Source organism: Bartonella sp. AU55XJBT (assembly GCF_028618525.1).
In genome coordinates, this window is the sequence record NZ_JAQITC010000005.1 from 23606 (window position 1) to 38347 (window position 14742).

Annotated in this window: 9 protein-coding genes; 3 read left to right on the forward strand and 6 right to left on the reverse strand. The window is 37.5% G+C overall.

Annotated features, from left to right (window positions below; all coding sequences use genetic code 11):
- Nucleotides 1-534 precede the first annotated feature (534 nt).
- A complete protein-coding gene (locus PVV70_RS03615; protein WP_273717639.1) occupies nt 535-1359 on the forward strand; it encodes an outer membrane protein in 825 nt (274 codons plus the stop codon).
- Nucleotides 1360-2772: 1413 nt separating this feature from the next.
- On the opposite strand, the gene PVV70_RS03620 is transcribed toward PVV70_RS03615, so the two are convergent.
- From PVV70_RS03620 to PVV70_RS03640, 5 genes are all read right to left on the reverse strand, one after another.
- Nucleotides 2773-3663 (reverse strand): metallophosphoesterase, encoded by an 891-nt coding sequence (locus PVV70_RS03620; protein ID WP_273757930.1) that lies wholly within the window; start codon nt 3661-3663, stop codon nt 2773-2775.
- A 785-nt stretch (nt 3664-4448) separates the two neighbouring features.
- The gene (locus tag PVV70_RS03625) at nt 4449-6545 is read right to left on the reverse strand and encodes a glutamine amidotransferase (RefSeq protein ID WP_273757931.1); all 2097 of its coding nucleotides are present in this window, start codon (nt 6543-6545) and stop codon (nt 4449-4451) included.
- Nucleotides 6542-9340 carry a DUF4159 domain-containing protein gene (locus PVV70_RS03630; RefSeq protein WP_273757932.1) on the reverse strand — a complete coding sequence of 933 codons (2799 nt, stop codon included), beginning with the start codon at nt 9338-9340 and terminating at the stop codon, nt 6542-6544. The genes PVV70_RS03625 and PVV70_RS03630 overlap by 4 nt, the downstream gene beginning before the upstream one ends.
- Complete coding sequence (locus PVV70_RS03635) at nt 9337-10248, reverse strand: DUF58 domain-containing protein (protein WP_273757933.1); 912 nt, start codon at nt 10246-10248, stop codon at nt 9337-9339. Before PVV70_RS03635 ends, PVV70_RS03630 begins: the two co-directional genes overlap by 4 nt.
- Nucleotides 10249-11280, reverse strand: coding sequence for a MoxR family ATPase (locus PVV70_RS03640; protein ID WP_273757934.1), 1032 nt, complete (start codon nt 11278-11280; stop codon nt 10249-10251).
- A gap of 247 nt (nt 11281-11527) precedes the next feature.
- On the opposite strand from PVV70_RS03640, the gene PVV70_RS03645 reads away from it, so the two are divergent.
- On the forward strand, nt 11528-12781 hold the full coding sequence (locus PVV70_RS03645; protein WP_273757935.1) for a CCA tRNA nucleotidyltransferase: 1254 nt from the start codon (nt 11528-11530) through the stop codon (nt 12779-12781).
- Between the two features lie 355 nt (nt 12782-13136).
- Here the strand turns inward: PVV70_RS03645 and PVV70_RS03650 are convergent, their stop codons facing one another.
- Nucleotides 13137-13613: a tRNA (cytidine(34)-2'-O)-methyltransferase gene (locus PVV70_RS03650; RefSeq protein WP_273757936.1), complete on the reverse strand. Its 477-nt coding sequence runs from the start codon at nt 13611-13613 to the stop codon at nt 13137-13139.
- 576 nt (nt 13614-14189) lie between these two features.
- On the opposite strand from PVV70_RS03650, the gene petA reads away from it, so the two are divergent.
- Entirely contained in the window at nt 14190-14738 is a 549-nt protein-coding gene (gene petA / locus PVV70_RS03655; protein ID WP_273757937.1) for a ubiquinol-cytochrome c reductase iron-sulfur subunit, read from the forward strand.
- Nucleotides 14739-14742: the final 4 nt, after the last annotated feature.

The window sequence follows — 14742 nt, forward strand, 5'->3', positions numbered from 1 at the left end:
CGACCTTTTAGTGAATGATACTCTATGGTCTTAGCTCATGGGTATGATAAAAGCATATGGCTCATTTATTAAGCAGCATTCTATCAGATACACTGATGAATTGAGAGATCTTCAACACAAGAATATGGGAAAGAGTGTTTTTTATCACGCAGCTTTAGATAAAAACTTATAGAGGGAGTGGCTATATATGATTTCTTATAACACTAATATTACGAAGATATTTTAATTAGATAAGACAAAAACTTTTGTTGATTATCTCTATCATTTTTTCAAAAAATTGATATTATAATTATTTATACAATGCTCGCTAATAATAAAAAATATGAAAATATAAAAGATAATATAGAGTAATAATTAATGTAAAATTAATAATATTTAAAAGTTTTATAATATATTTATTAATAAACTATTTTTATTTTTTAATGTAAACTTTAATTTTTTATAACTGTGTCATTTTTGTTATAGATTTTTTGCAAAAAGTGTGAAACGATTTACTATTATTTATGTATCACATTAGCTTTTAGGGGAGCAATTATGATTACAAAGTATTTAGTCTCAACATCTATCTTTTCTTTAATTTCAATTTCTGTATTACAGGCAGGAGATGTCGTTGTTCGTGAGCAGCCTGTTTCTGTTATTACAGCACCTGCTTTTTCTTGGACAGGGTTTTATCTTGGAGGACAGATTGGCAATTTTTCAGGTAAAACAACTGCAAGTTATTTAAAGGCTGCTGGAAAATGGGAGCGAGTTCCAAAAGAAAATTTACCTAAACTTTCTGGTTTTATAGGGGGGATTTATGCAGGTTCCAATATTGATATCGATAATGGTCTTATTATAGGTATTGATACGGATATTATGTGGTCTGATAAAAAGAATGCGAAGGATATTCCTATACCCCAAAAAAAACAAACTGGAGAAACATCAAAATCTTCAGAAAGAACAAGTCTAACAAGAGATTCTCATGAGGAGGAATCTCCAGCGTTGCTTATTGAGGCTATACGTCATACTTTAAAACAAAAATGGTCTGGTGCTACGCGGGTGAAAGTTGGTTTTGCGATTGAGCGTATGATGCCCTATGTTTCTGGAGGGGTTGCTTATACGCAGCTTCAGAATATTTTTGCGTCAATAGCTGATAGCAAAAGTAGAGCAATTGATCTTTCTGATTTATTGCATGATGAGAAAAAGACCATGATTGGTTATACCCTTGGAGGGGGGGTTGATTTTGCAATGACTGATAATGTCATTGTGCGTGCAGAATATCGTTATTCAGATTTTGGCAAGAAGAAGTTCGTACAGGATAAATATGAAATAGGCTACAAGACAAATGATTTCCGCGTGGGTGTAGCTTATAAATTTTAATTTTTTGCAGAATTAAACGGTTTAAAAGTCTCATTTTCAAATGAGGCTTTTATTTTTTAATAGGTACAGGAAAATATTCCTGCACTCAGAAGGAATGCTGTTTTATTTGAACAATAGTTTGATTTATAAAGATAATTCACTATTTATGTGGAATGAGAATTACGAATATCATAAGATTTTCTCATTTCAAATCTATTCTATGTTGAAACAATCAAAACCATGTCTTTTGCACGTCAAAAGTCGGGAGAGCCGTGAGGATAAAAAACATTAAAGAAAGAAAAAATGCCTCTAATGAACCGTCTTAAGTACCGAGAGCCATTGCAATATTGGGGGAAAAGAGTGTAATGGTAGCGATTTTCTCCCTCATAAACGTAAAAACATAGTGTTCAATGGATTTTACCATTAATCCATTCATGGGTTGCCGTCGTGAAATGAGCTTAAGTAGCAAAGATGCTTATTTAAAACAAACGTGTAAATTGGCAACCCAATGGCATTCTATCGTATTTGAAAAGCCTCTCATACAATCGACTTTTCTATTTTACGCTATCATAAAATATTTTATTTAATAACAAAAAATTTCTTTTAAAGCACGTTAAAATTACATCAGCATCATAACTCAATAATAATGAAAATTCATATTATAATTTTTTATTATTATTGGATATTTTATGCTTTATTATAAATAATAATACAGAGTAATACAATAATTATAAAATAATTTATAGGAAAAATAGATAGAAAATTAATAATTTATCGTGACATAAAAAACATTATTATCTATGTCTATTATTGAAATAGAGTCTATTATTTTTCATAAATTCTTCAAATTTACGATAATAACTGTCGAGTATAAAAGTAGGGGATCATTTCAAATTTATTTATCATAAATCAATCAACATCATTTGTTTATGAATTACAAGGGGATGGATTATTGAAATTATATGTTTTAGTTATTATTGGGCTTTTTATCGTCATTGATATTGAGGTATAGAAGCTAAATAAGCTTCTCTATTATCCTATAAAATATCATTAAGTGGTATGAGGATTTTGCGTATGAGATGCTTTGGTGGGAGGGGTAAAGCAAGGTTTGTAGAAATTTGTGAAGTAAATCGCATACACAATCGGCAGAGGAAACCCGTACGAAAAGAATCCGGATTATTGATAGATCAGATAGGATAGAAATTTTCGTCCTTGAGAATGGGAAGGACGTAAACCAATGAATTTGTAAAGTTAGTCACATCAGTGGGCAAGCCAATGGAGCTTTTCTGAGAGAAATTGATTTATCGACAAAAGAAGGGTAAACTTTGTCTTGTTAAGAAGAGAAGGGCAATAAAATTATGATTTACAAAGGGATATGAAGTAAAAATATTTTCGCTTTAGATTGTTTGGGTAACGTTGGAAGTGTTTAAGCATTTAAAGATTAATTGTTTCAGTACAGGCGATCTCGTTTTGGGGGTTGATAATGCTATAACGTTGCAACTGACAGTGCCATTGTTTTTGTAAGCGTTCAATGGAAAATAAATTAAAGCCTGCGGGTGGTTTTTTATCACCAAAAGCTTGTGATGCGGAAGGAACACCAACAATAGGGATTTTTTTAATTGGTCCTTCAATGTATTTTAAAGTGGGTAAATGAGTATGTCCGTGAAGAATAAGTTCGCAACCGTGACGTTTTATAACGTCTAGAAAACGTTTTATATCCCGTAATTTTTTATGCCAAGACGTTGCCTTGGGAAAAGGAGGATGATGGATCATGACGACACGAAAAAGGTTGCGCTGTGCTGCTTCATTTAAAAGGTGCGGTAACGTTTGCGCTTGCATTTTACCAAAATAACCAGAAGCTTGAAAAGGAGGTGTCGCAATGGCTGAAGAAGCAGCTATGATGGCGACATCTTCGCGAATGCGCATATAAGGAAAAGGAAAGGCGCTTTTTTGAGGCACATCACCTGTGATCCAAGGTTTAAAGAGAGTACATGCTTTTTGCAAGGCTCCACGGACATAGGCATCATGATTGCCAAATGTCAAAGAAATATCTTGAGGTTGTCCCAAGTTAAGGAGCCAACGACGGGCTTGTTCAAATTCCTTATCGAGAGCAAGGTTCACAAGATCACCAGAGATCACAAGATGATCAGGCTTTTTTTTGTTCAAGGCATCTATTAAAGTTTCAAGAACATTTGTTGCCATTTGACTCTTACGTTTTTTTTGCCAATTCAGATAACCGGTAAGACGCTTTCCAGAAAGTTCAAAAAGGGAAGGTTTTGGGAGAGGGGAAAGATGTACATCCGATATATGGGCAAGATAAAACATAAAAGCTCGTAGAGTATTAAAGGCGATTTAAAGAATAAACATAAGGTAAGTTAGTGCTTAAAGGCAAGAAGGATTGTAAAATGAAAAGTTGAAAATATGAGAAAATTTTGAGGAGAATTGGTGTTGTATTATCTTTTTTATGAAAAAGGACAGCGTAATACAACAGATCATTCCTAGCAACCGATATGTCTTTTGTATGATGGGATAAACTTTAAAATGATGGTCATAAAGTTTCAAGATTTTTAAACGGCTTTTATACGACCACACATTATCATAAAAAATCTTATCACTCAGTGTAACATGCAAAAGAATGTATTGTATTTATCAGGAATTTTTATGGTTTTGCACTGCCATATATCACTTTTATGGGAGATGTTTTTACGCAAAACAAAAACACCTCACGAGGAATATTCCCAAAAGAATATCTCAAACGAAATATCATTTTTACCTTTATACAAGGAGCTAACTAAAACCATTATACGATTCGATCCCAATTTTATAAAAATCCTTGCCTTAAGAGGATTCATAAGAGACATCTCACTCTCTTTTTCAATGGTTTTTATCTATATGGCGCCCCTTCTAATGATATGCAAGAGAATGATTTTAATTGATTTAATATGGAAAGGATTACAAATAAGGAAAATCCTCCTGAGAATAATAACGCAATATGAAAAAATGATAAATTACTCATTATAAGTTAATGTTTTGTCTAATTGTAAAAAACAAGTCAATATACAAAAATATAAGCTTAATTTTAAAACTACTCTACGAAATTTCAGGACTCTTTAACGACCTTCACGATACCACATGCTGCTTAACAATAAAAGGCAAATAAGCAGTGCCAAAAAACCAGAAAATACCGAAAAATAAAAGGTATTGATTAAACGAGTTTCTGTCGCTTCTTTCAAAATAATTGAATGTGCTGGGGAAGATGACAAGTTTATTTTTGATTGAATCAGCTGGAAAGGAGGAAGATGAATGTTTGCTTTTCCTTCAGAGTGTAACCGTCCAATGTAGCCACCAGAGTGCTTAATAATGGGGGCTAATTTTTCTTTTGTTGAAATTAAGTCAAACAATTCAAGATTATCGAGCATCCCTACAGAAGACAGTATTGTCAAACCGCCATTTTTGATGGTAAAAATCCCTGTCTCATCAGTGGCTACAGTTGCGGTGAAGAGACCTTCTTGCTCTTTAGTAAGGATGATCTTTTGTTTTTTCCCAGAAGGAAAAGTTATTTCAGCGGGTTCTGGATAGTCTTTCAGAGTTTGGCGGCGAATTGTTAAATGATGATGGCTGTTGGTTGAGCTTAATTTTTCTTCCTCAAGTTCCGGTTCTTTCATTAGCCAATGGGCAATTCGGCGATAAAGAGCCGCATAAGGACCACCACCTTCAAAACCTCGTGCCCAAAGCCAACTTTCATCGGAAAGCAACATGCCTACACGCCCTTTATCAACATGGGAAAGAAGTAAAAGTGGTTGTTCATCGGCTCCTTTCATGAGAGCAATTCCGTTGTTACTATTTTGAATAGCAATTTGTCGCAGCCATCGCCCCCATTGAGAGGCTGGAAGGTTAAGCGTTGCAAGATCCCTTGTTACAGGATGGCGCTCACCCTCTCTGGTTAATGCGGGACGAAAAGGTTTTTCAAGAATAGCTCCATTAGGCAATGCCGGTAGAACGCTTATTAAAGGTGTTTTCGCAAGTGAGTTTTTTTGGGTGAATTCAGGTCCTGTTACCATCAGCAATGCACCACCCTTTTGTACGTATTGGGCGATATAATCATAATAGATTAAAGGCAGAACAGAAGAGTGTTGGTAACCATCAAGGATGATGAGATCAAAGTTATTAATCTCTTCAACAAAGAGTTTTCTTGTGGGAAAGACCACCAAGGATAATTGGCTTAAAGGCGTATTATCTGCTTTGGTGGGGGGACGCAAAATCGTAAAGTGAACAAGATCAATATTGGAATCACCTTTTAAAAGATCTCTCCATGTCCGTTCTCCATTATAAGGGGCCCCTGAAATAAGAAGAACGCGCAAATTTTCTCTGATTCCTTCAATGGTTGCTATGGCGCGGTTGTTTTCAAAGCTTAGTTCACCTTTGTAAGGTTCAGTTGTTGCTTGGATAATATTTTTTTCAGCATGGGGAAGGGTAATTTCAGTTTCAAAAATAATACCAGGAGTCACAGAATAATGGCCAACTTCTTGCCCATTAACGCTAAGTGTAATATTGGCTTTCTGGGGTATTGTTTCTTGGGGGGCTCCTTGATCTTCTACCAAAATGGAGAGCTTTTGTGGTTTATTGACAAGAGCAAAGCGTGGAGGAGAAATAAACTTGATTTGACGATCAAATTCATCCGAACGCCCTGTGATCAAAGCATTAAGAGGTGCTTCATGATGAAGATCTGATAGGTTTGGAATGTCATGCACTTGTCCATCAGTGATAAAAATGGTTCCTGCATAACGAGAGGGCGGTACATCAGAAAGTGCTTGTGTTAAAGCATCAAACAACTTCGTTGAGGGAGCATATTGATTATCAGCAAGTTTTCCAGCTTCAATAAAACGTGGTTCAAATTGTGGATAATGCGCCAATGTTTTGATTAATTGCGCGCGCGCTTCATCACTTTCGTTTATCCGTGCTCCAAAAGTTTGGCTTTTGCTGCGATCAATAACAATACCTACTGTGCTTTTCAGGGGTTCGCGCTGTTCTTTGATAATCATTGGATTGAGCAAAGCAAGAATGAGAGCGCTCAATGTCATCAGACGAAATAAAGACCCTTGACGCCGTGTAACGAGACCAACAACGACAAAAAGAATGGATATTCCGCTTAACAGTAGAATCCAAAAGAGCGGTAAAAAAGGCTGAAAAGTGAACAGTGGTATCATTGCCTTCTTTCTCTTTTAAAGCGTTCTAAGAGCGCTGGAACATGAACTTGGTCCGCTTTATAGTTTCCAGTAAGCACATAAAGGACAATATTGAGTCCTGCACGAAATGCCCATAGACGTTGCATCGGATCATTGGGAACAAGGGGATATTTCCATGACCCTTTTTCATCGAGTGCCCAAGCACCAGCAAAGTTATTTGCGGTGATAAGCAGGGAACTTACATTATCGCCGCTAGCAAGGGAATTTTTATTTTTTTTGTTCGTTGATGAGGATTCAACCCATAAAGGTGAACCACGGTAGAGACCAGGAAAATCTGGCATAATATAAAAAGAACGCGCAACAACATGATCTGTTGATGCGGGCTCAATAGAGGGAATGTTTAATCCTTTTAAGATGGTTCGTAATCTTTGCGTTTCTGGAGTAGCATCTCCTTCAAGATTAAGATTGCTCTTTATCTGATCGCGCGTGTCAAATAAAATGGTTCCCCCATGCTTCATAAAGTTATTTATTTTTTCAAGGGTTTTGGGGGGTAGTATAGGGCTCTTAACATCAATGGGCCAGTAAATAAGAGGATAAAAGGAGAGTTCATCTTTATCGAGATCAAGTGCTGTAACAGAGCCGGGAGTAAGCATTGTGCGCTCTGCGATAAATTGGCTTAAGGCTTCTAGACCACTTTTACTTGTTGTATCAATTTCATGATTGTTAGTTATAACGTAGGCAAGATGTGTTGCACCAGCGGCCTCTACACTATCATGATGGTTTTCTGTCGTTTGTGCATGAAGCCTTGGATCATATGAAAACAGGGCAATTAGAATGATGAGAGGGAGGAGAAACATATTACGCCGTTTATTAAAAGAAAAAATACCTCCCATCCATAAAATGAGAAAATTATCAAAGGCAAATAATAAGAGGGCTAATCCTAAAAGAGGACCGATAAGATTTTGTTCTTTTGTATTATAAGATAAAGGGCTCTTATGAAGAGAAGTTGGCAATGATGATTGTTTTATCAAGCGTGATGTATCAGTTAAGAGATTGAGTGCATAAAAATCGTTTTTGACCCCATAAAGTCCTGGAGGCGTATGATAGGAAGGATGGGGTGGATTTTGAGCATCAAAGACCAGTGGAACAACATCAGAGGGTGGTACTTGTAATCGTCCGTCAGCGGCTATAGTTCGCCAAGGATTTTGGACCATTGTTCTTTTTTCTTTGTGTGTTAGATTTACGTTTTCGTAAGCCCCGAATGTGATTAATTTTTGCAACATTTGTGCAAAAAAGCCAGAAAGAGGAAGATTAGACCATGTAGGGTCAGGGGCAATATGAATGAGAATGAGGGTTCCTTTACCACGTTTTGCTGCGGTAATAAGAGGAGTTCCATCCGAAAGGCTAAGCCACGTTTTTTCAAAAAGATCTGGGTTTGGTTCTGCGAGGATTTGGCGCGAGACAGTGACATCTTCTGGAAAAGGAAGATCAAAGAAAAAACTATTTTTTGCAAAAGGGGCAAGCTTTTGTGGTTTCGTCCAAGACATAATACTTCCAAGGGAACGTTGCCCCTGACGTAGCGGTACAGGAAGGAGACTGTCGTAATGTTCTGCACTACTGAGCTTTTCTCCTGCAAAGCGGATGAGTGTTCCCCCTTTATTCACAAAATCAGAAAGCTTTTTTTCTGCTTTTTCAGGGATATTAACCATGTCGCCCATAATGAAAACAGATGGATTTTGTTTAAGCAAATGATCAATATCTGTTGAAAGTTCTCTTCCAGTGGAAGTTATAAGCTGTGTATGACCTCGTAGTGCTTTGATAATATAATAAAATGGAGAAAGTAAAGGCTGTGCCATTTCATTGGTATCGGGGGAGAGAAGAGCAACACGGTTCACTCTGTTATGGCTGTCTACTAAGAAAGTTGCAGCAGCATGGTTTTGGTTATTGATTTTTATCCAAGCGATATCGTTGCGTAGTTCAAGGGGGACATCAAAAGGAACAAGAGCTGTTGTTTCGCCTTCAGAGAAATTTTTTGTAAATTGACCGAGAAGTTGATTGTTTGAATCGTAAAGACTCAGCGTAGCGGGTGTTGTGCCGTGTGTTGTTGAGCGAATAATACGCGCGACCATATTTCCATCGTTATTTTCTATGGATGTTATGCCGGTTAAATCGGAAATATCAGCCAAATACCATAAGAAGTTTTTAGGTTTTAATTCTTCAAGCAGAGCAAAAGTTTGCTCATCCTCATGTGTTTGTAATCCATCACTTAAATAAGCAATATCAAGAAGTTTTCCCTTGTTTATTTTACTAAGTTTTTTTAAGGAATGCACACGGTTGACAGGCCACGGACGCGGTTGCAAATGCATTAAATGCTTCTTTATAATCTTTGCTGGTTGGGATTCTACATTGGAGATATCATTTTCAGCCGTTGCAACAAGATAAATATTTTTTTGCTGTTTTTCTGCCTGTGCAAGGAGCGTTTCAGCAATAGAGATGCGTTTTTTCCATTCTTTTACAGATGCCCAACCATTATCAATAATGAGTGCAAGGGGGTGAGATCCGGAAAAGCTTATTGGTTTTTGATTCCAAGTGGGGCGGGCTAGAGCTATGATAACAAGTGCAGCTATGGTTAAACGCAACAAGAGCAACCACCAAGGGGTATGTTTTGCTTCTTTCTGCTGATGAGTTGGTTTGGGTAAAAAATGGAAAGGCGGAAAGAGCTCTTGACGCGGAGATGGAGGGGTTATCCGCAACAGCCACCAAATGATCGGTAGAAACAAGAGCCCTAGTAACAGAAAGGGAGCAGCAAAACTCAAAGTGCCCTCCTTTTTTGCAATGAAGAGTCACTCATTGTATTTGAAAGATGCAAAATGGTTTCTGTTAAAGGTTGATCCGTTGTACTCACGTGATAAGACCACCCTTGGCGTGCGCAAAAATTTACCAATTCTTGTCGCCGTGCTTGATATAGCTTACAATAGCTCTTACGAAGATTTTCTGCTTTTCCAAAAATGTGTTTTTCTTTCGTTTCAGGATCAAAAAATTCTGTATGACCTGTGTAGGGAAAACTTTCTTCTGCAGGATCAGCGATTTCAATTAAATGAGCTGTCACTTGTTTTGTCAATAAAACGTTTAAATGTTGGATGATTTTTTCAGGATGGTCGAGAAAATCACTCATTATAATGGCATGTGAAAAGCGTGTAATCGTTGAGAAATCCGGAAATGAATTTTTATCTGAATAATCTTCTAAAGCAAAGGCTATTCGTTCTACAACATTGGATGTCATTGTGGGAGGCATTAAGTTGGGAATAGCAATATGTTCACCGCTGCGTGCAAGAAGTGATGCCAAGGTAAGGGTCAGAATGATGGCATGATTGCCTTTAGAGATTTTAGAAAAGCGTGAACAGTAATGCATCGATGCGCTCTGATCAGGCCAAAGCCAAACAGTTTGTGTCATTTGCCATTCGTGCTCGCGTAGATACGTATTTTCATCACGCGCTGAGCGGCGCCAATCAATGCGGGTAATGGATTCGCCTTCCATATAGGGACGAAATTGCCAAAAATTTTCTCCATTACCGCGTTTGCGTTGCTCATGCCAGCCGGTTATCAGTGTATTGGCAATATGACGTGCTTTTAAAAGGAAATATGGCATTGTGCCAGTATCCTTATACAGCTCTTTTGCCAGCGACAATGGAGGCTTTTGTAAAACTTTTTTGCCAAGTGCCATTCAAAGAGCATCTTTCACAAGGTTATTGATAATATCTTTTACGGTTATATCTTCAGCACGAGCAGAAAAATTAAGGGCCATGCGGTGTTGTAATACGGGATAGGCTAATGCTTCAACATCATCAAGTGAGGGGGCTAAACGCCCATAATAAAGAGCACGAGCGCGAACACAAAGTGAAAGGGCCTGTGATGCGCGCGGTCCAGGTCCCCAAGAAACATAAGTATTGGCAAGGCTGTTGTCTTTATCAGGGCGGGCTGAGCGGACAATTTTTAAAATAGCTTCGATCACGTTTTCTGAAAGAGGCATTTTGCGAACGATATTTTGAATTTTTTGCAATTTTTGGGCGGATAAAATTGCTTTTGCATTTAATTTTTTTTCTTTTGTTGTTTCTAAAATGATCCGTCGCTCTGTTGTAAGATCAGGATAGTCAATATCAATTTGCGTCAAAAAGCGATCTAGTTGAGCCTCGGGAAGTGGATAGGTCCCTTCTTGTTCGAGAGGATTTTGCGTTGCAAGAACGTGAAAAGGTTGAGGCAAATCATAACGAGTACCTGCAACGGTTACGTGATATTCCTGCATAGCCTGTAAAAGAGCTGACTGCGTGCGTGGAGAGGCACGATTGATTTCATCGGCCATGAGAAGTTGCGTAAAAATGGGACCTTGAACGTAGCGAAAAGAACGTTTTCCCTCTTTATCTGAATCCATAATTTCAGAACCGATAATGTCCGATGGCATTAAGTCTGGGGTAAATTGGATACGTTTTTCATCAAGTCCTAAAACGGTTCCCAATGTTTCCACAAGACGTGTTTTTGCAAGCCCTGGAGCGCCGACAAGAAGAGCATGACCACCAGCAAAAATAGCCGTTAAAGCATATTCAATGACATGACTTTGCCCAAAAATAACTTTGTCAATTTCTTGTTGTATAATATCTAATTCTTTGTGTGCTGCATCAATATCCTCAATAATGACTTGGGCTTCATGCTTGGTATTAACCTTTTTCACAGAATTAGATGCTGCATCACGGTGACTCATATTTTTTCCTTAAGGCGTTTGTCGCAAAAATAGTAATTTTCTCTGCATGATAATGGACATTTTATTGTTTGTAACAGAAAATGAGAAGAAAAGAAGCATCATAAGGCGTTTTTTTCATAATCGTATATAGAAGAGAAAAATTTCTTTGAAAGAAAGAGGCATGTTTTATAAGGGATGTCTTAAAAATTTTGTTTTATGAAGAGAGTTTCTGAAAGCAATGAAGACAACTTTTTTGAAAGGTTAAAGGGTGAATATAAGGCAGAACTTCAAACAGGTTGCGTGGTTACAACAAAGGGATATCCAAACACTTCTTCGTGTTTTATCTTTAGAGGGGGAAGAGGCGCGTATCGTGGGGGGAGCGGTGCGCAATCAACTATTAGGGCAGCCTATTAGTGATATTGATATTGCGACAACTTGCTTACCGCAACAGATTATCACGCGTGTAGAAGAAGCAGGATTTAAAGCTATTCCTACAGGGATTGCGTTTGGTACAATCACAGTGGTTGCGCATTCATGTGCTTATGAGGTCACAACACTTCGCAGTGATATTGAAACAGATGGTCGTCATGCAAAAGTGGCATTTGGTCGTGATTGGAAAAAAGATGCTGAACGGCGTGATTTTACGATAAATGCCCTTTATTGTGATGCTGCTGGCAACCTTTATGATGATGTAGGAGGCTTGAGCGATATTGCGAGCCGAACGGTTCGTTTTATTGGTGTTGCAGAAAATCGTATTAGCGAAGATTATTTGCGTATTTTACGATTTTTTCGCTTTTTTGCGTGGTATGGAGCGGGACGACCTGATGGGCAAGGATTGAAGGCATGTGTTCGTTTAAAGCACGGTTTAAAAAAACTTTCTTCTGAGCGTATTTGGGCAGAAATGAAAAAGCTTCTTTTGGCTTTAGACCCAACACGTGCTCTTTTATGGATGCGACAAAGCAGAATTTTGTCACTCATTTTTCCTGAAACAGAAAAATGGGGCATTGATGCAATTCACGCATTGGTGAAAACAGAACAGACACTTGGTTGGAAAGTTGATCCATTTTTACGGCTGGAAAGTCTTCTTCCTCCTGATCCTATACGTCTTCATAAAATGGCACAGCGTTTGCGTTTTTCCCATAAGGAAACAACACGGTTAAAGGAATGGGCAGAGTTAGAAATAATAAGCCAAAACTGTTCTGATCATTTTGTAAAAAAATTGATTTATTTTCATGGGCGACAGCCGGTTTTAGATCAATTATCCTTGTCTGTGGCTGCATCACATGTTGATATTCCAGAAAAAGGGGATGCTTTGCCAAAAAAAGAAGATTATCTCAAACTTTATCAGCTTGTTCAAAAATGGCAGATTCCAACATTTCCCATTAATGGTAATGATTTAATAAAAAAAGGTTTTTCAAAAGGTATTCTTTTAGGAAAAAAGCTCAAAGAACTAGAAATGATATGGATTGAAAGTGGATTTTTAATGGATCGACATACATTATTAGAAAAAATTGATTTATAATATCGCTGTTTATAAACACACTGTTGTTTTTACTTTTTAAGCCAACATAATGTGAAACAAGAGTTTCGAATATAGTAAGGTTATTTCAAATCTATTCATATTGCATCAATCAAAATGATTGCCTTATACGTCACAAGTGAGGGAAGTCGTGTGAGGAAAAACGATTACAGAGAGGGAAAATGCTTCTTTTAAACCATATCAAAGATAAGAGTTCTCGAAAGTGAAAACGGATAAAGAGAATAGTGATAGCGGTTTGTACTCTGTGTGAGAGCATAAAGAGGGGGATATCCAATGGACTTTTACTATGAGGGGAATTGAATCATTCTATTAAAGTTTTGATAGAATTGTTGTATTTTTATAGATTACAGTTTCCTTCATGATAACCAATTTGGCGCAGTGCTTCTCCTGTTGTTATGGCTACACTCATGGCAAGATTGAGAGAACGGGCCTGTGGTTGCATGGGGATTTTCAATGTATAATCGGCAGCTTCATGAACATAATCGGGAACACCAGCTGATTCACGACCAAAAAGTAAAACATCATTTTTTTGATAGCATATCTGCGTATAGCATGTTTTTGCTTTTGTACTCAAAAGCAACAGACGACGGTTAAAGTGTTTCATGGAACTTATAAAATGTTGCCAATCAATGTGTCGTTCTAAGGAAGCATATTCGAGATAATCCAATCCTGCACGTTTGAGATTGCGGTCCGACAGATTAAAGCCTGCGGGTTCAATAATGTGCACATGTAAACCAAAACAAGCACTAAGACGTAAAATCGTTCCGGTATTACCAGCAATATCAGGTTGGAAAAGTGCTATATGAAGTGTCATATTCTCTGTAATATGATTTTTTTCAACTTTGTAAAGAAGCGCCGTAATTTATTCGAAAAAATATAGTCGAAAAATATATGATTTTTGCATTTAGTTTTTATGCACTTTAAATTTTAGGGAAAAAGTTACGGTCAAAGATTTTTTTTGAGATAAGAGGGAATCTGATGATTTTGGATTTCTTCTGATTTAGCAATACATGAAATGGATTGGTTCATTATGGTAAAAAGGAGGATGCTTAATGAGGTTGGATTCTTCATTGGGACGGAGATTTGACCATAACAAGAAAGTTTTTTCTTTAAGGGTTTCGGTTTTTATCAGGCAAGGGAAGGGTTTTGATTGATTAAATAGGACCAGAGATTTGAAATACAAGAAACTTACGGTATTTGAGTTTCTCATTCACTTTGTAGAATGATAAATTATCATTAAGCAAGATTTTTGTATCCATCATACAAAGAGTAGAAGTTTTTTACAGGGGTATTTTATGAGTTAAGACAACGGACTGATCCAAGCATTGTACAATGGGAGAGGGTATGATAAAAAGATGTTTTAGTCAAATGTCTCTTTGAAGTTAAGGCAATGGGTGAGCAGACGAGGCGGGATTTTCTGTTTTTGGTAACAGCTGTTGCAGGAGCAGTTGGAATGGGGATTGTTGCGTGGCCTTTTGTCCGTCAGTTGCGCCCAGATGAGGCTGTTTTGGCATCTTCTTCTGTTGAGGTTGATCTTTCCGGTATTGAAGAGGGGATGTCGGTGACGGTGAAATGGCGAGGACAGCCTGTTGTTATTCGAAACCGTACGGCAAAAGAAATTGCTGATGCGCGCGCTACAAATTTGAGTCTTCTAAAAGATCGTCAAGCCCGCAATCCTAATCTTGACGGTGAAAAAGAAGCGACGGATTTTGCACGTTCAGCCGGTAAAGGGCGTGAAAATTGGCTTATTGTCATTAATCTTTGTACGCATTTAGGCTGTGTAACACTTGGGCAATCGGGGAAATTTGGAGGGTGGTTGTGTCCGTGTCACGGATCTGTTTACGATACCGCTGGAAGAGTGCGGTCAGGTCCAGCAAATTATAATTTGGCTATTCCTCCTTACCAATTTCTTTCTGATACGTTGCTCAAAATAGGATAAGGTC

Excerpts from the sequence above, each read along its gene's own strand:
- PVV70_RS03640 (WP_273757934.1), bottom strand. The coding sequence starts at position 11,280 with ATGAGTCACCGTGATGCAGCATCTAATTCTGTGAAAAAGGTTAATACC.
- petA (WP_273757937.1), top strand. The coding sequence starts at position 14,190 with ATGGGTGAGCAGACGAGGCGGGATTTTCTGTTTTTGGTAACAGCTGTT.
- PVV70_RS03615 (WP_273717639.1), top strand. The coding sequence starts at position 535 with ATGATTACAAAGTATTTAGTCTCAACATCTATCTTTTCTTTAATTTCA.
- PVV70_RS03650 (WP_273757936.1), bottom strand. The coding sequence starts at position 13,613 with ATGACACTTCATATAGCACTTTTCCAACCTGATATTGCTGGTAATACC.
- PVV70_RS03620 (WP_273757930.1), bottom strand. The coding sequence starts at position 3,663 with ATGTTTTATCTTGCCCATATATCGGATGTACATCTTTCCCCTCTCCCA.
- PVV70_RS03625 (WP_273757931.1), bottom strand. The coding sequence starts at position 6,545 with ATGATACCACTGTTCACTTTTCAGCCTTTTTTACCGCTCTTTTGGATT.
- PVV70_RS03635 (WP_273757933.1), bottom strand. The coding sequence starts at position 10,248 with ATGGCACTTGGCAAAAAAGTTTTACAAAAGCCTCCATTGTCGCTGGCA.